This window comes from Paenibacillus vulneris (genome assembly GCF_039543185.1).
Classification (GTDB): domain Bacteria; phylum Bacillota; class Bacilli; order Paenibacillales; family NBRC-103111; genus Paenibacillus_S; species Paenibacillus_S vulneris.
Genome location: NZ_BAABJG010000014.1, coordinates 148412 through 166195, shown reverse-complemented (window position 1 = coordinate 166195; position 17784 = coordinate 148412). Strand labels below are relative to the sequence as shown.

The following is a 17784-nucleotide window of genomic DNA, read 5'->3' as shown; positions in this document are numbered from 1 at the left end:
GGTTACTCGCGAGCCTCATCAGGGTCCCGGCTGTTGGAAGAATGTGGCCAGCTGCGGAATTCGGATGGGGCTACGCCTATTCTTTTTTTGAACGCTTTGGAAAAATGAAAGATGTCATGGAACCCCGTAGCCATCGCAATTTCCCCGATAGACATGTCGGAGGTCATCAGAAGCTGCTTCGCTTTCTCCAATCTTCTTTCATAGATATAGGCCATCGGCGTCATACCCAGATGATTTTTGAAAAAGCGGATGAAATAATTCGGATGATGGTGCACCAGATCGGACAGCTCGGTAATGGTCAGCTCCTTGGTCAGATTGGCGTCGATATATTGAAGCGCCGTGCTCAGCTTATTGCTGGCTAATGTTGCGGGAGCTTGGGGGGCGGCTTGCACCGCTTGTTCAATATAGCAGGAGATGACTGCCAAAAGCGCGGATTGGAGTCGAATCGATTTGGCCGGCCCCGAGCCGTTTTTGTACTCGAACACTAATTTTTCAAAAGCCGATATAACGGCATCATGATCTGTCGATGTAATGCAGAAGGGAAGATGAAACAAAGTGAACAAGTTCATTAAGCTGATGTTGGACGTAAAATGACACCAGAACATTTTGTATGTATGGCTCGTATCGGTGACAGAGAAATATTGGGAAAGACCGGCTGGTGCGAAGACAAGCTGCCCCGGCTTGGGGAACAGCTCCTGACCGCCTACCATCATTTTACCTTCGCCGTCCAGAATGTAATAGATCTTGCTATACGTCGGCATAAAAGGCCCCTGTACCCAGTTAGGCTTGCACTTGCTCAGCAGTGAAATCATAAGCTCGACCTTAACTTCAGACAAAAAGTGACTGATTGCCGTTTCATTTTGAGTGACCATAGGTTTTAACCACCTTGAGGAGAGTCATTCCAATTCGATAAAAGTTAGTTTGGTACAAATATGAGTTAGCCGCATCCATATGGATTATAGCATACCAGGCGTACAATAGAGGAGCAGTCAGAAAATAGTGGAGGTTCCTATGATTAAAAAAGATATGTATATGGACAATGCGGAGGCGGAAGCTGTCGAGCAAGGAACAGCATCCACGGAATATACGGAAGAGGTGCAGGACCGGAGACTTGCCTGGTGGAGAGAAGCCCGGTTCGGCATGTTTATTCACTGGGGCTTGTATTCCCTATTGGGCGGAGTATGGAAGGGCAAGGAAGTGCCGGGCGCCTATGGCGAGCATATTATGCTGAGAGGGCAAATTCCGGTTAAGGAATATGAAGCTTTGGCGGAGGAATTTAATCCGGTGAGCTTTGACGCCGAAGCTTGGGTGAAAGCGGCCAAAGCAGCCGGTATGAAATATTTGGTCATTACCGCCAAGCATCATGACGGCTTTGCGTTATACGATTCTGCAGTATCTGATTTCAATATCGTGAAGCGTTCTCCGTACGGGCGCGATCCGATGAAGGACTTGGCGGAGGCATGCCGCAAGCATGATGTGAAGCTGTGCTTCTATTATTCCCATTCGATGGATTGGCATCACCCGGATTCACAGGGCAACACCCACGACTATCCTAACAATATCGGCGCGTGGGACCCGCTGGAATCCTGGATCGACGACGAGGATAAACGAACTCGTTACGAGCGGTACTTGAATGAAAAAGCGTTCCCGCAGCTGAAGGAGCTGCTGACCCAATACGGCGACGTAGCGATTATCTGGTTCGACTGCGGACATAAAATAACGGATGAGCAGGGGCAGCGTTTTGTTGATTTTGTACGCAGCCTGCAGCCGAATTGCCTGGTCAACCGCAGGGTGAGAAGAGACGGCTTCGGCGATTACGGCAATTCCGGGGACAATCAGCTGCATATTCGAATCAACCGCAAGGATTGGGAATCGATACACACCATGAACAACTCCTGGGGCTACAAAAAGACGGACCATAACTGGAAATCGGTCAAGGGCATTTTGCATAATATGATCGATGTGTTCAGCCTGAACGGCAACTATTTGCTTAATGTCGGCCCGACCCCGGAAGGGGAATTCGATGACAAATCGAAAGAGATTCTGCGGGATATCGGTCAATGGATGAAAGTCAACGGGGAAAGCGTGTATGGCACGACCGGCAGCCCGATCGGGAAGCCGCAATGGGGGCGCTGCACAGCCAAAGGGCAAACCCTGTATCTGCATGTGTTCGATTGGCCTGCCAGCGGCGAGCTGATTGTGCCGGGGCTGCACAATCCCATCGTCAAGGCGTATTTGCTGGCGGACGAACGCAAAGCACCGCTTGCACACCGTCGTCTGAACGAAGAGGATATTGCAATATCCGTTCCGGGTGCGCCGCTTGACGCCAATGCAACTGTGGTTGTGCTCGAGATCGAGGGAACCGTCGATGCGAATCCGGTTAAACGGCTTCATCGCAAGGATCATCTGAATGTGTTCGGAGCCTTTGACGGGGATATTGAAGGCAGTGAGCTCAGATACGATACCGGGAAAGCGGGCCGTGACGTCGTAACGAACTGGACGAACGCAGCAGACCGTATTACATGGACCTATCGGGCGGCAGAGGCGGGTGCCTATGCAGTCAAGGTGGTCTATTGCGCTGAGGAAGGCACGGCGGGCGGCACCTTTGTCGTGGAAACGGCAGGACAGAAGCTGTCCGGTCAGGTGACTCCCCAAGGCAATGGCTACTCCTTTATAGACGAGACGCTAGGAGTGATCCGTTTGGATCAACCGGGTGAGTACAGACTAACCGTCAGCGCGGATTCCATATCAGGGGAAGCTCTGATGAATTTGAAGGAAGTTCAGCTGAAGCCTGTTGGTGAAACGATATAGGGTGTTTTCAAGTATAATGCAAAAAAACCGGAAAGTCGCTGAGATTGCGCACTTCCGGTTTTTTGTTTGACGATTTAATAGGTAATCTGCTGGCCGGAGGCTTTATCCAGGAAAACCGCCGTATTATAAGTGACGCTCAAGCTCATGCCTGCATCGTCGATGACGACTTTGGAAACGGTATTCTTGCTTGCATCCGTATAAACGGGCGTCACAGCAAACGCTTCATAAAGGGTTCCTGACGATGCTGTTTGCGGCATGAATTTGGCGACCGCACAGATCACATCTCCGGCATCAAAGCTCACCCCGCTGGATGAGTCGATCACATTGACACGAATATCATCGGTAGACTGGATGTTGCTCTTGCCGGACTTTACGTCCCACCAAATGTTGGAGCCGATCAGCTTCTCCAGCGTTTGATTATAATTAGTGCTGGACATCCATTCCACGCCGCTGCCGACATTATTATCCGCTTTCAACTGCGGCCATCCCTGGATAAAGACATTATCCCGATAATTGCTTGCATTCCCGATTTTAAGAACGCTGCTGGTCAAAGTGGAAGCCGCAGCCGAGCTTAAATCGAGCACGCTGGATATGTTATTGCCGTCATAAATGTTCACAATACGCTGGGTATTGGAGAAGTTAGGCAGCCCGATCATGACGTTGGATGATTTCAGAGTGACCGGGGAATTGAACTTGATCATCGTAATGTGATAGAGAGAAGTCCCGTCCGTCAGGTAGCGCGTTTTGATACTGGCGTTGGTATTGGTGTCTGTTCCTGTCACGGTGCGTAGTGTATAGTTGTCCGTGCTGTTGTAATAATTGTTGGGAGTAACGCCCGCGGCATTCCATACACCGTTCGAGTCTTTGTAATAAAAGCCTTCCGCCTTCTTGCTGTTATAGATAATATTCTCGGTAAAAGACGTTCCGTTCACGGAAATTTCTTGAGGCTGGTTCAGGTTCCTGTCAAAATAAATGGATACATTGCCTCTGCGCAGCCCTACGTTATTATTTACGATCGGTTGTGCCGTAGACCAAGGGGAAAAATATTGATGCAGCATGATAGTCCCCATGGCGCGATGTCCGTAAATTTGAGAGTTGGAGCCTGCCGTAGAGATGGCGCCGCTGTTCAGTCTGACCCGCCCCATATCCGCTCCCAGAGCAGCGCTGTAGTAGTTGTAGCCCAGGACGACGGCGGCATCCGTAATACTTCCGGATATTTCATTGTGGCGGGTCCCCCCATGCATCGTGCCGCTTGCCGATAATCGATAGTTCATGTATTGAGCTTGTGACAGGGCATCCGCCTGCACGTTCGCATCCGGGGATGAACCCATTAAGCTGAGCAGAGCTGCCATGAAGCTTAATTGAAAACCGCTGTAGTGCGTTTCGAATCCGCCCTGTTCGAAGAAGACTTTGTAGCCCTGGAGCGTTCCGATCTCACATTCCCTATATCCGTGTCCGGGAACATAAGCGGGGTTAGCGCATTTGGATGCTTGGGCATTGTCAAGATTAGACCCGGGGAAGCCGGTGTTATAATAAGCTATGGCTTCGTTCATAAGATTCGTATCGTTGTACAAGGAACCGAGCAAGTACCCTCCATATATCATTCCCATCACCTGATTGGGCGTTCCTTGCGGGTTGTATTTTACAACTCGAGACAGCCAGCGCCAATGGGAGTAAGCCTGCTCTTTCAAGATATCCTTCTGGGCCTGGGTGAACAAATGGTCCCCGGTGATTCCGTCCGCTTGCAGGATCATCGCTTTAAAGACCAATGCCCAAGCGGTAGTAGGGAAGGAGGCCGAGCCGCCTGCAGGATTCCCGTTCGTAAGGGAATAAGCCGCCCAATGCTCACCCTTGCCTAGCTGGCGCAACGCACTTGTATCTGAAGGATCTGTCGTCCAGTCCCTGTTGGCAATGGCAAAGCTCAAACCCCTGTTGGCTGCCGGAGCAACCCTGGCATCCGTTTGCCCGCTATGGTGATACCAATAGGCGAGCAGCGCGACAGCCCCCCAATCCGCATTTCCAATCTCCGTATTGTCGCTTCCGGTTTCAAAGTTTCCGTTCGGTACCCCGCCAGGGGCTTGTTCTCCGTTCAGAATCGCTTCCTTCTCCTTGGTCAGCGCATCCATAACAGAAGCCTGATCGGGAAACATAGCAGTCAGTGAAGCCTTCGTATAGGTGAAATCGGCAGCGCCCCAGACTGGTGTACAGACTGCTGATGCCAGCAAGATGACGGCCGTAAAACCGATGATCCAACCTTTTTTTATCATGAAAATCCCTCCGGGTTACAGTGTGGGTAGAACCATTTGAAGAAAACGCTATCAAGTCTTCGTTTGGTTATCGCCTCCTGTTTGCTTTAGAATGATATAAGTGATATTCATTATAAAATAAGGAGGTTTCTTCTTACTCCCGGTTTATTGTGAGAAAATATGAATATATTGCGGTTTAGTGAGTCTTATGGCAAGTGAAAAATTTAAGAACGAGCTTCTCAGGCTGGGGAGAGAGTTTACAGACGATATTTTGTTAGTGTGCGAGCGGTTTAAGTTGATTGATGTCCGTAGGAAGACCGGTTTTTAGGAATCCATCAGACGGATATCAGCCGCGCGTAATTGTAATAAATGGAAAATTGAGCGATGCTGTTCATGGTACTGAATACCAAACTATACCAGATAAAGGGGTCTTACCATGAACACTAAAAAAATCATGCTTATTTTCGGAACGCGTCCGGAAGCGACAAAAATGTGTCCTGTCGTACAAGAGCTGAAGCACTACCCGGAATGGTTTGAAACGAAGGTTGTCGTGACGGGGCAGCATCGCGAACAGCTGCAGCAGCCGCTGTCGCATTTTGGAATCGTACCGGACGTTGATTTGGGCTTAATGAGGGACAATCAGTCATTGGCCTATTTTACATCGGCGGCCATATCCGGGCTCGATCGTGTCATTGCGGAAGATAGGCCTGATATGATTCTGGTCCATGGAGATACTCAGACGGCCCTGTGCGGAGGCTTGGCCGCATTCTTCCATCAGATTCCGGTAGCGCATGTGGAGGCCGGGTTGCGTTCGCATCATAAGTGGTCCCCCTGGCCTGAAGAGATCAACAGGCGAATGGTTGACGTAGTGACGGACGTATTATTCGCACCGACATCCGTAGGGCAAAGCAACTTGATAAGGGAAGGGTATGCTCCGGATTCCATCTTTGTAACGGGACAGACTGCGGTAGACGCGGCGATCTCAACCAACAAGCCGGATTACCGGTTTCACAACGATAGGCTCAATCAATTGATTCAGCATCCCGGAAGAATCATAACCATGACGGCTCATCGGCGGGAAAATATCGGGGAGCCTATGAAGCAAATGTTCAGAGCCGTTCTCCGAGTCGCAGACGAGCATCCAGATGCGATCGTCATCTATCCCGTACACCTCAGTCCTGCTGTTCGAGAGCTGGCCTCCTCCATCCTGTCCGACCATGAGAGAATTCATCTGCTCGAGCCCATAGACTATCCGGATATGATCAATCTGCTGTCCCGCTCCTACCTGATTCTGAGTGATTCGGGCGGGTTACAGGAAGAAACGCCGGTTTTTCACAAGCCGCTGATCCTGATGCGCGATACGACGGAACGGCCGGAGGCGGTTGAAGCGAATGCAGTGTTTCTTGCCGGTACCGAGGAGGAGGCGATTTATAGGATTGCGGCTGATCTTTTGCATGACAGGCACAAATACGATCAGATGGCTCATGCACCCAATCCTTTCGGCGACGGCCATGCCTCACGCCGTATTGTTCAATATTTGGCGCACCATTTCGGATGGCTGCCCGAGCCTCCGGAACCGTTTCGGAGGTAAATGTTCTACCTGCCGCAGCAACCAACGCATGGCACAGACCTTTCCGTATCACTGAAGGAAGAGAACGCTCCGCCAGCCATGCGATGCTTTCCTCGACATCGGATTGTAAGCCAGGACAGCCTGTATGTTATTATGGAAAGGAAAGCAAGGAACTATCGTACCATGGGAGGTAAGCATGAACCATACCATTAAATTCGCCATTATCGGCGGAGGATGGCGCACTCATTTTTATTTACATATTGCCAAGGCCAGTCCGGAACGCTTCGAGGTCGTTGGAGCGGTCGTACGGGATGAAGAGAAACGTCGTGATCTTGAGAAAAGCTATGGTGTAAAGGGATATGCAACTCTTGAGGAGCTGCTGCGATCGGAGACGCCATCGTTCGTCGTCGTGTCCGTGTCATGGGCGTCATGTCCTGATATTCTCAAGCAGCTTGCCGAGCTCGGAATTCCCGCATTGTCTGAAACGCCTCCGGCGCCAGACCTCGAAGCCCTTATTGATCTGAATTCCACTCTCCATAGATTGGACGCGCGAGTCCAAGTGGCGGAGCAATATCCGTTCCAGCCGCTGCACGCCGCACGGCAGGCATGTATCGATTCCGGCCGTATCGGCCGAGTATCGCAGGTGCAGGTATCGGTAGCCCACGGCTACCATGGCATTGCCTTGATGCGCAGGTGGCTCGGCATCGGTTATGAACCGGCTGTCATTCGGGCGTTTACCTTCGAGTCGCCGCTTATTGCCGGGCCATCCCGTGCGGGAGCGCCTGCTTCCGAGCAGCTGACGGTGTCGAAGCAGACCTTCGCATCTTTGCAATTCGCTGGCGGTCAGCTGGGCATGTTCGACTTTACGGGTGACCAATATTTCTCCTGGATCCGGTCGCCTAGGGTGCTAATACGAGGGGAAAGAGGAGAAATCGTCAACGAGACCATGACGTATTTGCTCGATTACCTGACGCCTATCGAGACGCCTCTGATTCGCAAGGATGCCGGGGAGAACGGGAATCTGGAAGGGTATTACCATAAGGGAATACTGGCCGGCGATCAATGGGTATACCGGAATCCGCTGGCTCCCGCAAGACTGACGGATGATGAGATTGCCGTAGCTACCTGCCTGTTGAAGATGGATGAGTATGTTCGTACCGGGAAGTCCTTCTACAGCGTGGCTGAGGCGTCCCAGGATCATTATTTCCACCTTCTTATCCAGCAGGCGGCTGCCAGCGGCGAGACCGTGACCTCCGTCAAGCAGCCATGGGCGGAGAAAGCATAAACGGCAGCAATATAAGATAGCTTCGGCTGTCGCGCAAAAATAGGCTCAAAGAGCCCCTTCCAATGCGAGTTTGCATAGGGAAGGGGCTCTGTATGTTATCCGGTTGGACAATATGCCATCAAGCAAGCGGCGATAGGCTGCGTTCGAGCTTCAATGAAAAGGACAGCCTTTCATTGCTTCATGAGATCTCTCGGCGGCAGGGGCCGGATCTGGTTTCGTATCGGCAGAAGCGTAAGGTGCCCGCTGATAAGAATAGCTTGGTTTGACATCGAATTCCGTGAAATAATGGTCCCAAATCGGCGTTGCTGTCGGTGACATCGGGGGAATGAGCCACGACCATTTGCCGTTCACCCTGCGTCCGGCTTCATGCTCCTGATTCTCAAATCTCATAAACTGCTCGGCGGCAGTATGATGGTCGACGATGCTGACGCCCTTGCTCTTGTAAGAATGCAGCACCGCCGCATTCAGCTCCAGTAGGGCGCGGTCCTTCCACATGGTGGAGTTCGAGGATCGGTCCAGTCCCATCAGATCGGCTATCAGGGGAAGCTGGTTGTAGCGGGACGTATCGGACAGGTTGCGCGCTCCGATCTCCGTTCCCATATACCATCCATTAAACGGTGCCGCAGTATAGCTAAGCCCTCCCATATCCAACCGCATGTCCGATATGCAGGGGACGGCGTACCACTTGAGGCCCAGTTCGGCAAAACGATCGATAGTCGGATGGACTATCGGAACCTCCAATATGAGTTCAGGAGGAATGGGGTACCATCTCGGCTCCCGTCCATTGATTTGTATAACGAGCGGCAGTACATCGAACGGGGTCCGTTCCCCCTGCCATCCGAGCTGCTGGCACTGCTTCGTAAAAGCGACGGAGGCGGGATCTCCGATGATACCGCGATCCGTTTCATAGCCTGCGTAACGAATCAATTGATGATTCCAGATTCGGATTGTCCGTTCTTCGGTTTCAGGCGCGAACAAGGTAATGGCCGGCCGAATGCGGCCGCCGTTAGTAGCATATTCAATGTGCTGCCATAGCGCCTCCGCAATGGCATCCTCTGTAGCCAGCTCCCTTTTGTCAAAAACCTCTAAGGACGACCAGAACAGCCTGCCTATACACCGGCTGTTGTTCCGCCAGGCCCATTTGGCGCCGAAGCGCAATTCATCTATCGTATGGGAATAAGTTCCGGTTTGGCTGATGCTCTCCGTTATTTCTTTTATCCGCCGCTCCGCTTCCTCAGGGTGCATTCCGGCCTCGGCATAGCCCAGACGAATGAAGGAGACCGCCTCTTCTAGCTGCTTATGGTTCATACGCTGATCCTACTTTCGTACGTTCATTTTTGCATCCTCCTTACTATACTGTATAGGATACGGCGGCAGCATACTCAGGTTTGACAAGATTGTGGACCGGATATATGATGTTGTCAAACTGTCACTTTTTAAGGAGTGAATCAAGATTGCCGCGTAATGTGGTACGGGATCAGGAAGCCCGTAAAGAACGAAGCGAACAAATATTAAGCGTAGCTGTAGAGCTGTTTGCCAAGAAAGGCCTGGACGCCACCAAAATATCCGACATTGCGGCAAAGGTAGGAATCAGCCATGGCTTGGTATATAACTATTTCCGATCCAAGGAAGAAATCTATGCTTCCTTAATTAATAAAAACTTAGACAGGATGAGAGAACAACTGGAGGAGGTTGTTCAAATGACGGCTTCTCCAGTGGAGAAGCTGAGTTTTCTGATCGAGCATATGGTCAGGGATAAGTGGGAGGAGGCGTTGTTCCATCAGTTGTTCGTGGATCAATTGCTTGCCTCCGACAGCATCGCGGATGAAATCAAAGAGTCTTTTCGCAAACGTATAGCCGAGAATCTGGATACGATAGCCGGAATATTCGCTGAAGGCCAGAGGAACGGAGAGATTTTGGCAGGGAATCCGAAGGAGCATGCTTTGTTTTTGATGTCGTGCATCCGGGCTTCGAGCTTATGCCAGAGGCAGGAGCTCTATATCCGATCGGATGCCCGCAGCATCCTGCAATATTTTATTCCTCGATAACATATCATTCATAAGGCCGGCCCGGATTTTAATGGTCATGCGGGGCCGGTTTTTTTATGTCTAAACCGCACTTATGCAAAGAAAGCAGGAAAGTTTTCTCTTCATAAATTCACAACTTGACTATAAGTCAATTTATAAGGTAAGGTGTTAAAGCACCCCTCATAACTATAGAGAAACGGATAGAATTTTATCATAAGGGAGAGAACCAAAGAGATGAATACAGCTCAAAACCGAACATCCCCTCTCGTCCTGCTGATGGCTAATATGTTCATTGCCATGCTGGGGATTGGTCTCATTATTCCCGTGCTTCCTGAATATTTGAAGGAGTTCGGGGCTGGCGGGAAAACAGCAGGTTATCTTGTTGCCGCATTCGGTCTGACACAGTTTTTATGCTCGCCGATCGCCGGAGAGTGGTCGGATAAGTACGGCCGTAAAATCATGATCGTTTCCGGTCTTGCTCTATTTACTTTGTCTAACTTTTTGTTCGCCGCGGCGTCCGACATCTGGATGCTTTACTTATCCCGATTGCTGGGGGGCATTAGCGCGGCTTCCATGATTCCTTCCATTATGGCTTACATAGCCGACGTAACCACGGAAGAGAAGAGGGGCAAGGGGCTAGGCATGCTGGGTGCGGCCATGTCACTTGGATTTGTTATCGGTCCCGGGATCGGCGGCTTCCTGGCGGAGCTCGGCCTGCGCACTCCTTTCTACGTGTCCGCCGGAGTAGGGGCTCTCGCCATGCTGTCTTCCCTGCTGCTGCTTCCTGAATCGTTAACCAAGGAAGTTCGGCTGGCCAACCGGCAAAAGGTCGTGGAAAAGGTCAGCATGATGACGCAATTTGCCAAATCGTTCAAAGCGCCTTATTTCATTTATTTGCTGCTAATTTTTACTTTGACCTTCGGGTTATCGAATTTTGAAGCGATTTTTCCGCTATTCGTAGACAAGAAATACAGCTTTACCGCACGTGACATATCCGTTCTCATTACGGTCGGAGCGTTGATCGGGGCCATTATTCAGGCCGTTCTGATCGACAAGCTAATCCGCAGATTCGGAGAGCGCACATTAATCAACAGCACGTTCCTGTTGTCGGCGGCTTCGCTGATCCTTATGCTGCTGTCCGGGAATTTCTGGTATATATTGCTTGTTACCTTGTTTTTCTTCACCTTTACTTCCATCATGAGACCTGCTATTAACACGTTATTGTCCAAGATGGCTGGAGAGGAGCAGGGCTTCGTGGCCGGAATGAATAATGCTTATATGAGTCTCGGGAATATTTTCGGACCGGCACTGGCGGGTATCTTATTCGATCTGCATCTGGATTTCCCTTATATTTTCGGTGCAGTCATCCTGTTCCTCAGCTTCGGCTTGTCTGTAATGAAAGGCAGATCGAGAGCGGTGGGAAGCCGGTTGAAGACAGATACGCAGTAATGGACGCTTGCGGGGCTTGAAAGACCTCTACAACCGAGAATAAAGATTGTATAATTGGGTTGATAAAGCTAAGATCTTAAAAAGTACTTGGTCCTGAGGCCAGGTACTTTTTTTGTGCACTCGCATTCGCTGTATCGAACAGGTTTCTAAATCGTTCTTTTCCCTATCCAAGATAACAGCAATCCGTGCTGGACGATAGAATGTCAGTGACAGCTGCATCAGGCGCGGACTCCCAAGCAGGCGGCATACGGGATGGCATGACCGCATACGCTATAGTGAGGCAGCTGGAATCAATGAAACCCAAAAAACTTGATTTAACAACGATGATAACGCTTGCAAAATGAATGAATCCGCATTACAATCAAGACAATAGCAAAAAAGAATAGCTGCTCAGGCAACGATGCCTTGGGTTCCAGGAGATGCGGCGGCAGCCGGTCTCCTGCGAGCCCGGGCATCTTTTTGTTTTTTCGGGGGCTGACAGCCGTCAATTGATAACGAAGAGGTGAGGGAGTGAGACAACAACCGATCCGTGCCGTCCCGCTTGCTGTCAGATTGATCGCCAACGTCGATAAGGGGCTGGCATCCAAGCTGGAGTTAAAGCCGCACATCCGCAGCATCGGGCTGTTTACGTCAACCATTGATGACGTAGGATATACGGCCGTCGACGAGGCGACAAAGAAGGCGGCTGTAGAGGTCGTCTATGCCCGCTCGTTTTATGCGGGGTCAGGTCATGCGTCTGGTCCTCTCTCCGGTGAATTTATCGGCATGCTTGGCGGGGAGACGCCGGCGGAAGTGAAGAGCGGTCTGGATGCTGCCATTGCTCTAATGGAGGGCGCAGCCTGCTTCTATTCCCTCAACGAGGAGGGAACGCATGCATACTACGCCCACGTTGTATCCAGAACCGGCTCTTATTTATCCAAGGTAGCGGGTATCAACGAAGGGGAGCCGCTCGCTTATTTGATTGCGCCTCCGTTGGAGGCTGTATATGGCCTGGATGCGGCGCTGAAGGCGGCGGACGTGACGATATGCCAATTTTACGGACCTCCTACCGAAACGAACTTTGCCGGCGGCTTGCTGACCGGCTCGCAATCGGCATGCAAGGCGGCGGCCGACGCCTTTGCAGATGCGGTTCAGCAGGTTGCCGGCCTGCCGGTCAAATTTGGTTGAAGAGCAGGTGATCAAGCGTGAGCACTCAGTCGAAGCCTAATCGATTCGCCTTGGGCATGATCGAGACCTTAGGTATTCCTGCATTAATAGCGGCGGCGGATGCGGCGGCCAAAACCGCGGACGTTCAGGTTGCGGCCTATGAGAAGGCGGATGCCGGGATTGTCACGGTATACCTATGGGGGGATGTGGCCTCGGTGAAGGCTGCCGTAGAGGCAGGTGAAGCGGAAGCGAGAAGAGTAGGGCAGCTTCTATCCGCTCATGTCATTCCGAGACCGGACGGATCGGTTTCCCTCATGCTGGAGAAGCTTCTTTCGGACAGGAAGACAGAAGGAAGCGTGAGCGAGCCCTTATCGCTGAAGGAAAAGGAGTTAAGCAAGCTTTCCGTTCAGGAGCTTCGGGAGTTGGCCCGCCATACACCGGGCTTTCCGCTGGCAGGCAGGGAGATCAGCTCGGCCAATAAAGCCGATTTAATCCGTCTGCTCTCAGAGCCTAAAGAATGATGGGAGGAGAACGCGGGATGAAGCTTGACCCGGATTTGCAGTCGATTCAGGAGGTACGGACCTTGCTCCACGAGGCAAAAGCTGCCCAACGGCTGCTCGAGTCCATGTCTCAAACGCAAATTGATGCTATCGTAGCCGCAATGGCTCAGGCCGCCGATCGGGAGGCGGAACGGCTTGGAGCTCTGGCTGTCGAAGAGACGGGCTTCGGCAACCGGGCTGATAAGGCGGCGAAGAACCGGTTTGTAGCTGCCGATGTTTATGGAGCCATCAAAGATGTGCGGACGGTTGGGATCATTCGAAAAGACGAGCAGCATAAAGTCTGGGAGATTGCCCAGCCGGTCGGTGTAGTAGCTGCGATCATTCCCTCGACGAATCCGACCTCGACCGTGCTTTTCAAATGTATGATTTCCGTCAAATCGCGCAACGCGATTGTCATCAGCCCCCACCCGTCTGCGCTTCGCTGCTCGCTGGAAGCGGCAAAGCTTATGCAGCAGGCCGCTCTCGAAGCAGACGCTCCAGAGGGGATTATACGCTGTCTCACCCAACCGACGCTGGAAGCAAGCACAGAACTGATGAGGCATAAGCTGACTGATGTCATTCTCGCCACAGGCGGTACGGGCATGGTCAAGGCAGCGTACAGCTCCGGCAAGCCGGCCTACGGAGTCGGTCCGGGCAATGTTCCCGTATACATTCACTCGAGCGCCGATATACCGAAAGCGGTAAGGCAAATCCTGCAGAGCAAAACCTTTGACTACGGCACCATTTGTGCTTCGGAGCAGGCGCTGGTAGTGGATATGGCGGTTAAGCCTTCCTTGATTCAGGAGTTAAAGCGCCAGGGGGCTTATTTTCTGAATGAACAGGAGAAGCAGAACATCGAGTCGGTTCTGATGGTCGGCAAAGGCTTGAATCCGAAAATTGTCGGCAGATCACCGCAGATCATTGCCGGTATGGTGGGAATTTCCGTTCCGTCGGACGCTCGAGTGCTCATCGCTGAGGAAACGGCTGTAGGGCATGAGCATCCTTTTTCGATGGAGAAGCTAAGCCCGCTGCTGGCGCTATACACAGTGAACGATTGGCGCGAAGGCTGCCGAAGATGTATCGAGCTGCTGGAGCTGGGAGGGCTTGGCCATACGCTCGGCATTCATTGCGAGGAGGAGGCGGTCATTGAGGCTTTCGGGCTTGAAAAGCCGGCGTCCCGCATTGTCGTCAATACCGGAACGACCTTCGGAGGCATCGGGGCTACGACGGGAATTCTGCCATCCTTGACGCTCGGCTGCGGTTCGTTCGGGAATAACATTACTTCGGATAATATCGGTCCGCAGCATTTGCTGAATATCAAGCGGCTCGCATTCGGCCTGCGTGAGATGGAGCCCTCCGTTCCAGCGGAGATAGACGCGCCCGATCCGATAGAGCATGCGGTGGAGGCAGTTCAAGCCCGGGGCAAGCCGGGGATCACGCGCGAGGAGGTCATGCAGCTGGTCAAGAGCGTGCTGGCCGAAATGCAGCTTCATTGACATTTGCGTGTTCCAACAGTGATTTTTGAAACCCTCTAATACAATCATCCCAAAAATTAAAGGAGGACATTCCCAATGGCAGGAGAATTGGCGGCACTCGGAATGGTGGAAACCAAAGGATTGGTAGGCTCGATTGAAGCGGCTGACGCTATGGTGAAGGCAGCGAATGTGAAGCTGATCGGCAAGGTGCATGTCGGCGGGGGACTTGTAACCGTCATGGTACGCGGGGACGTAGGAGCAGTGAAGGCGGCAACGGATGCGGGCGCTGCTGCTGCGGAGAAGGTCGGAGAGCTCGTCTCAGTGCATGTCATCCCGCGCCCGCATTCCGATATTGAATTTATTCTGCCGAAGCTTGAAGGATAAGGCCTATGGCGCTCATAACGGAATCCCGTCTGCGCGCCCAGCTCGCTAAAGGAATCCCGAATCCGTTCCGTGTGAATCCGGAGGATAAGCTGACTCCCGCTGCGGCGGATTTTTTGAAAAGCAGGGGGATCCCGCTGGAAAGGGTCTCATCTGCACAAAGCTTCAGCACGTCCGATGATCTGAAAGCGGACCTCCGTATCCCCGTCGGGGTATCCAATCGTCACGTCCATTTGTCAGAGGAGCATGTCGAGCTGCTATTCGGCAGCGGGTATCGGTTAAACCCTCTAAGAGAGCTGTCTCAGTCAGGCCAATTTGCCGCACGGGAAACCGTAACCCTGGCCGGACCTAAAGGGGTGATTCCGCAGGTTCGCGTACTAGGACCTTCGCGCGGTGCATCGCAGGTGGAAATCTCGCGGACCGACGGTTATTTGCTCGGTATTCAACCGCCAGTTCGTCTGTCGGGACACCTGGAGAACACTCCGGGGATCGCTTTGATCGGTCCGAAGCAGATGGTGATGCTGCCGGAAGGATTGATTGTAGCCAAAAATCATGTCCATATGTCGATGGAAGACGCCAACCGGTTTCAGGTGGTGCAGGGAGACCGGCTGATGGTTGCAACGGCAGGGGATCGTCCGCTTCTGTTTACCGACGTGGTCGTTCGAATCCACGAACGGTTCTCGCTGGAGCTGCATCTGGATACGGATGAAGCAAATGCTGCGGAGCTGAAAACCGGACAGTACGTCAGATACGTAGGCCGCAACGGGGAAATAACGCACGCCATAAGGAGGTGACTTAAAATGCGGGCGGAGCTGAAGCAAACGGTCGAGTCGATCATTCGGGACATTTTGCAATCGATGCGGGAGGAGGCCGTTGAGCGGAGAAAGGTGCTGTACGTCTTTTGCGACAGTACGGCGCACGAGGCGTTTACGGATCATTTTATTATGCTGGCCCGGCATGGGATCTGCCATGATATTTTATTTTTGGACGGGGAGACTTCATCCTGGCTTGGCCTGCATAAAATTGAGTGTGGGGGAGCCGGCAAAATTATTGCCGCGGACGAATTCGCTCCCGCCCCCTTGGAGGTACCGCTGGAATATGACGGCATCGTCATCCCGGAAATCGATCTTGATAATGCAGCAAGAGCCGCAGCGGGGCTGAAGGGTACGGTGAAATCCGAGCTGATCTTATCCGCTCTCCTACTGAACAAATTCGTCCTCATCGGGGATGATGCGCCCGGCATTAAGAGGGCGGACCGGCGCACCCTGCAAACCTTAACGCTGCCTAAGCCCTATCAGGCATTGTTCGAGAAATATAAGTCCGAGCTTCAGGTGCTGGGGGCGGAGTTTGCCCCGCAAAAGCAGCTTGCCGAGCAGGTCGTAAGCCGATGCACGAAGCTGTCCGGGGACAAGGGCATGGCGGTATCAGCTGCCGATTCGCATCAGCCGGCCGTTTCGGCCAAAAAAGTGGACGGTCGAGAGGGAGCCGGCAATGAAGCCGCATCTGACGGTTCCGTCGTTTTTGAAGGGCGATTGATAACTGCGGATTGGGTTCAGCAGCTTGCTAGGGATGGCTCGGCGTCCCGGATTGTGATCAGCAGGAGAACCCTGATATCCCCGCTGGCGGGCGATGTGCTGAAGGCAGCAGGGGTGTCGCTGCAGTATGCGGATCAAGGATAGGGGGGAGCCGAGTGTTTCTTGGCAGGGTGATCGGCAGCGTATGGGCTACGCAGAAGGAAGAAGGAATGGACAACTTGAAGCTGATGGTCGTTCAGCCGATCGACTTTAAGGAAATGGAGTCCGGACAGACGGTTATTGCGGCTGACCGGATTGGAGCCGGCGTCGGCGAGAAGGTCATTGTGTCTAGAGGCAGTCCTGCCAGAGTGTTGTTCAGCGGCAAAATGGTGCCGATAGACGCCATGATTGTGGGGATTGTGGACAGCTTCGAGGTGACGGAAGACGCCGAGTAAGGAGGACGGACATGGAGCAGCCGAAGCAGCGGGTTATACAGGAATACGTGCCGGGCAAGCAGCTTACGTTGGCTCATGTCATTGCCAACCCCGACCCGGTATTATATACGAAGCTTGGCATTGAAAAGGCGAATGCCTTGGGGATACTGACCCTGACACCGACGGAAACGGCCATTATCGCCGCCGATATTGCGACGAAGGCCGCCAATGTGGATATCGGGTATCTGGACCGTTTTACAGGCTCGCTAGTGATTGTCGGGGATGTAGCGGCGGTAGAAATGGCCGTGGTGGCGGTCAACGGCTTTTTGCAGGAAAAGCTGCAATTTTCCATCGCTCCGCTGACGAGGTCGTAAAGCGATGAAAAAAGTGATGATCATCGGTGCTGTCGGAGCCGGAAAATCGACCCTGGTCAAAGCGCTGTTCGGCGAGAGCGGGCCGGCTGTCAAGACGCAAAGCCTGGTTTATCGGGAATGGATCATCGATACGCCCGGAGAATACAGCGAGAACCCGATGTATTACCGATCGTTAATGGCTACCTCCCATCAGGCCGCGGCGATCCTGCTGATTCAGGATGCGACGCGAACGCGCAGCTACTTGCCTCCCGGCTTTGCCGGGGGCTTCCCGATACCGGCGCTAGGAGCCGTCACGAAGACGGATCATCCGCAAGCGGATTCGGCTAAGGCGGTAGCCCTCCTTCGGCAATCCTTGCCTGAAGGGGATATTTTCTTGACCTCATCTGCTACCGGCGAGGGAATCGAAGCGTTGAGGAACAGGCTGATGCCGTTCGTGAATCCGTCAGGGGAAATGTAGCCGGAAAACGAAGAAGGCTTTTCCAAGGGGATGTCTTCCTAAAATGTGTCCATTATGTGACAATGGAGTCATTGGA

17 protein-coding genes and 1 pseudogene are annotated in these 17784 nt (G+C 52.5%); 15 read left to right on the top strand and 3 right to left on the bottom strand.

Annotated features, from left to right (window positions below; translation table 11 throughout):
• Positions 1-2: 2 nt before the first annotated feature.
• Complete coding sequence (locus ABEA66_RS13015; RefSeq protein ID WP_345587856.1) at positions 3-872, bottom strand: helix-turn-helix transcriptional regulator; 870 nt, start codon at positions 870-872, stop codon at positions 3-5.
• Positions 873-1011: 139 nt separating this feature from the next.
• Here ABEA66_RS13015 and ABEA66_RS13010 point away from each other — a divergent pair, with 139 nt between their 5' ends.
• A complete protein-coding gene (locus ABEA66_RS13010; protein WP_345587855.1) occupies positions 1012-2811 on the top strand; it encodes an alpha-L-fucosidase in 1800 nt (599 codons plus the stop codon).
• Between the two features lie 74 nt (positions 2812-2885).
• Here the strand turns inward: ABEA66_RS13010 and ABEA66_RS13005 are convergent, their stop codons facing one another.
• On the bottom strand, positions 2886-5078 hold the full coding sequence (locus ABEA66_RS13005; protein ID WP_345587854.1) for a hypothetical protein: 2193 nt from the start codon (positions 5076-5078) through the stop codon (positions 2886-2888).
• A 202-nt stretch (positions 5079-5280) separates the two neighbouring features.
• On the opposite strand from ABEA66_RS13005, the pseudogene ABEA66_RS36335 reads away from it, so the two are divergent.
• From ABEA66_RS36335 to ABEA66_RS12995, 3 genes and pseudogenes are all read left to right on the top strand, one after another.
• Positions 5281-5385, top strand: a pseudogene (locus ABEA66_RS36335) (ASCH domain-containing protein); the annotation flags it as partial.
• A gap of 108 nt (positions 5386-5493) precedes the next feature.
• On the top strand, positions 5494-6648 hold the full coding sequence (wecB, locus tag ABEA66_RS13000; RefSeq protein WP_345587853.1) for a non-hydrolyzing UDP-N-acetylglucosamine 2-epimerase: 1155 nt from the start codon (positions 5494-5496) through the stop codon (positions 6646-6648).
• 175 nt (positions 6649-6823) lie between these two features.
• Positions 6824-7912, top strand: coding sequence for a Gfo/Idh/MocA family protein (locus ABEA66_RS12995; RefSeq protein WP_345587852.1), 1089 nt, complete (start codon positions 6824-6826; stop codon positions 7910-7912).
• A gap of 150 nt (positions 7913-8062) precedes the next feature.
• Here ABEA66_RS12995 and ABEA66_RS12990 read toward each other — a convergent pair whose 3' ends face one another.
• Positions 8063-9220 carry a nitric oxide synthase oxygenase gene (locus ABEA66_RS12990; RefSeq protein ID WP_345587851.1) on the bottom strand — a complete coding sequence of 386 codons (1158 nt, stop codon included), beginning with the start codon at positions 9218-9220 and terminating at the stop codon, positions 8063-8065.
• 146 nt (positions 9221-9366) lie between these two features.
• On the opposite strand from ABEA66_RS12990, the gene ABEA66_RS12985 reads away from it, so the two are divergent.
• The 11 genes from ABEA66_RS12985 (at position 9367) to ABEA66_RS12935 (ending at position 17708) form a co-directional block, all read left to right on the top strand.
• The gene (locus ABEA66_RS12985; RefSeq protein WP_345587850.1) at positions 9367-9960 is read left to right on the top strand and encodes a TetR/AcrR family transcriptional regulator; all 594 of its coding nucleotides are present in this window, start codon (positions 9367-9369) and stop codon (positions 9958-9960) included.
• Positions 9961-10173: 213 nt separating this feature from the next.
• The gene (locus tag ABEA66_RS12980; RefSeq protein WP_079910918.1) at positions 10174-11388 is read left to right on the top strand and encodes an MFS transporter; all 1215 of its coding nucleotides are present in this window, start codon (positions 10174-10176) and stop codon (positions 11386-11388) included.
• Positions 11389-11898: 510 nt separating this feature from the next.
• Complete coding sequence (gene eutL / locus ABEA66_RS12975) at positions 11899-12555, top strand: ethanolamine utilization microcompartment protein EutL (RefSeq protein ID WP_192704424.1); 657 nt, start codon at positions 11899-11901, stop codon at positions 12553-12555.
• A 17-nt stretch (positions 12556-12572) separates the two neighbouring features.
• The gene (locus ABEA66_RS12970) at positions 12573-13055 is read left to right on the top strand and encodes a BMC domain-containing protein (RefSeq protein ID WP_345587849.1); all 483 of its coding nucleotides are present in this window, start codon (positions 12573-12575) and stop codon (positions 13053-13055) included.
• Between the two features lie 17 nt (positions 13056-13072).
• Positions 13073-14569 carry an acetaldehyde dehydrogenase (acetylating) gene (locus ABEA66_RS12965; protein ID WP_345587848.1) on the top strand — a complete coding sequence of 499 codons (1497 nt, stop codon included), beginning with the start codon at positions 13073-13075 and terminating at the stop codon, positions 14567-14569.
• A 75-nt stretch (positions 14570-14644) separates the two neighbouring features.
• Positions 14645-14932 (top strand): ethanolamine utilization microcompartment protein EutM, encoded by a 288-nt coding sequence (gene eutM, locus ABEA66_RS12960; RefSeq protein WP_079910915.1) that lies wholly within the window; start codon positions 14645-14647, stop codon positions 14930-14932.
• A 5-nt stretch (positions 14933-14937) separates the two neighbouring features.
• Positions 14938-15723: a phosphate propanoyltransferase gene (locus ABEA66_RS12955; RefSeq protein WP_345587847.1), complete on the top strand. Its 786-nt coding sequence runs from the start codon at positions 14938-14940 to the stop codon at positions 15721-15723.
• Between the two features lie 6 nt (positions 15724-15729).
• Positions 15730-16608, top strand: coding sequence for a hypothetical protein (locus tag ABEA66_RS12950; protein ID WP_345587846.1), 879 nt, complete (start codon positions 15730-15732; stop codon positions 16606-16608).
• An 11-nt stretch (positions 16609-16619) separates the two neighbouring features.
• Positions 16620-16898: a EutN/CcmL family microcompartment protein gene (locus ABEA66_RS12945; protein WP_079910912.1), complete on the top strand. Its 279-nt coding sequence runs from the start codon at positions 16620-16622 to the stop codon at positions 16896-16898.
• Positions 16899-16909: 11 nt separating this feature from the next.
• The gene (locus ABEA66_RS12940; protein WP_079910911.1) at positions 16910-17251 is read left to right on the top strand and encodes a BMC domain-containing protein; all 342 of its coding nucleotides are present in this window, start codon (positions 16910-16912) and stop codon (positions 17249-17251) included.
• Between the two features lie 4 nt (positions 17252-17255).
• The gene (locus tag ABEA66_RS12935) at positions 17256-17708 is read left to right on the top strand and encodes a EutP/PduV family microcompartment system protein (RefSeq protein WP_345587845.1); all 453 of its coding nucleotides are present in this window, start codon (positions 17256-17258) and stop codon (positions 17706-17708) included.
• The last annotated feature ends 76 nt before the right edge of the window (positions 17709-17784 follow it).

What these genes read in the sequence shown, in the direction of transcription:
- ABEA66_RS13015 (WP_345587856.1), bottom strand. Translation starts at nt 872, where the DNA reads ATGGTCACTCAAAATGAAACGGCAATCAGTCACTTTTTGTCTGAAGTT.
- ABEA66_RS13010 (WP_345587855.1), top strand. Translation starts at nt 1,012, where the DNA reads ATGATTAAAAAAGATATGTATATGGACAATGCGGAGGCGGAAGCTGTC.
- ABEA66_RS13005 (WP_345587854.1), bottom strand. Translation starts at nt 5,078, where the DNA reads ATGATAAAAAAAGGTTGGATCATCGGTTTTACGGCCGTCATCTTGCTG.
- wecB (WP_345587853.1), top strand. Translation starts at nt 5,494, where the DNA reads ATGAACACTAAAAAAATCATGCTTATTTTCGGAACGCGTCCGGAAGCG.
- ABEA66_RS12995 (WP_345587852.1), top strand. Translation starts at nt 6,824, where the DNA reads ATGAACCATACCATTAAATTCGCCATTATCGGCGGAGGATGGCGCACT.
- ABEA66_RS12990 (WP_345587851.1), bottom strand. Translation starts at nt 9,220, where the DNA reads ATGAACCATAAGCAGCTAGAAGAGGCGGTCTCCTTCATTCGTCTGGGC.
- ABEA66_RS12980 (WP_079910918.1), top strand. Translation starts at nt 10,174, where the DNA reads ATGAATACAGCTCAAAACCGAACATCCCCTCTCGTCCTGCTGATGGCT.
- ABEA66_RS12965 (WP_345587848.1), top strand. Translation starts at nt 13,073, where the DNA reads ATGAAGCTTGACCCGGATTTGCAGTCGATTCAGGAGGTACGGACCTTG.
- eutM (WP_079910915.1), top strand. Translation starts at nt 14,645, where the DNA reads ATGGCAGGAGAATTGGCGGCACTCGGAATGGTGGAAACCAAAGGATTG.
- ABEA66_RS12955 (WP_345587847.1), top strand. Translation starts at nt 14,938, where the DNA reads ATGGCGCTCATAACGGAATCCCGTCTGCGCGCCCAGCTCGCTAAAGGA.
- ABEA66_RS12950 (WP_345587846.1), top strand. Translation starts at nt 15,730, where the DNA reads ATGCGGGCGGAGCTGAAGCAAACGGTCGAGTCGATCATTCGGGACATT.
- ABEA66_RS12940 (WP_079910911.1), top strand. Translation starts at nt 16,910, where the DNA reads ATGGAGCAGCCGAAGCAGCGGGTTATACAGGAATACGTGCCGGGCAAG.
- ABEA66_RS12935 (WP_345587845.1), top strand. Translation starts at nt 17,256, where the DNA reads ATGAAAAAAGTGATGATCATCGGTGCTGTCGGAGCCGGAAAATCGACC.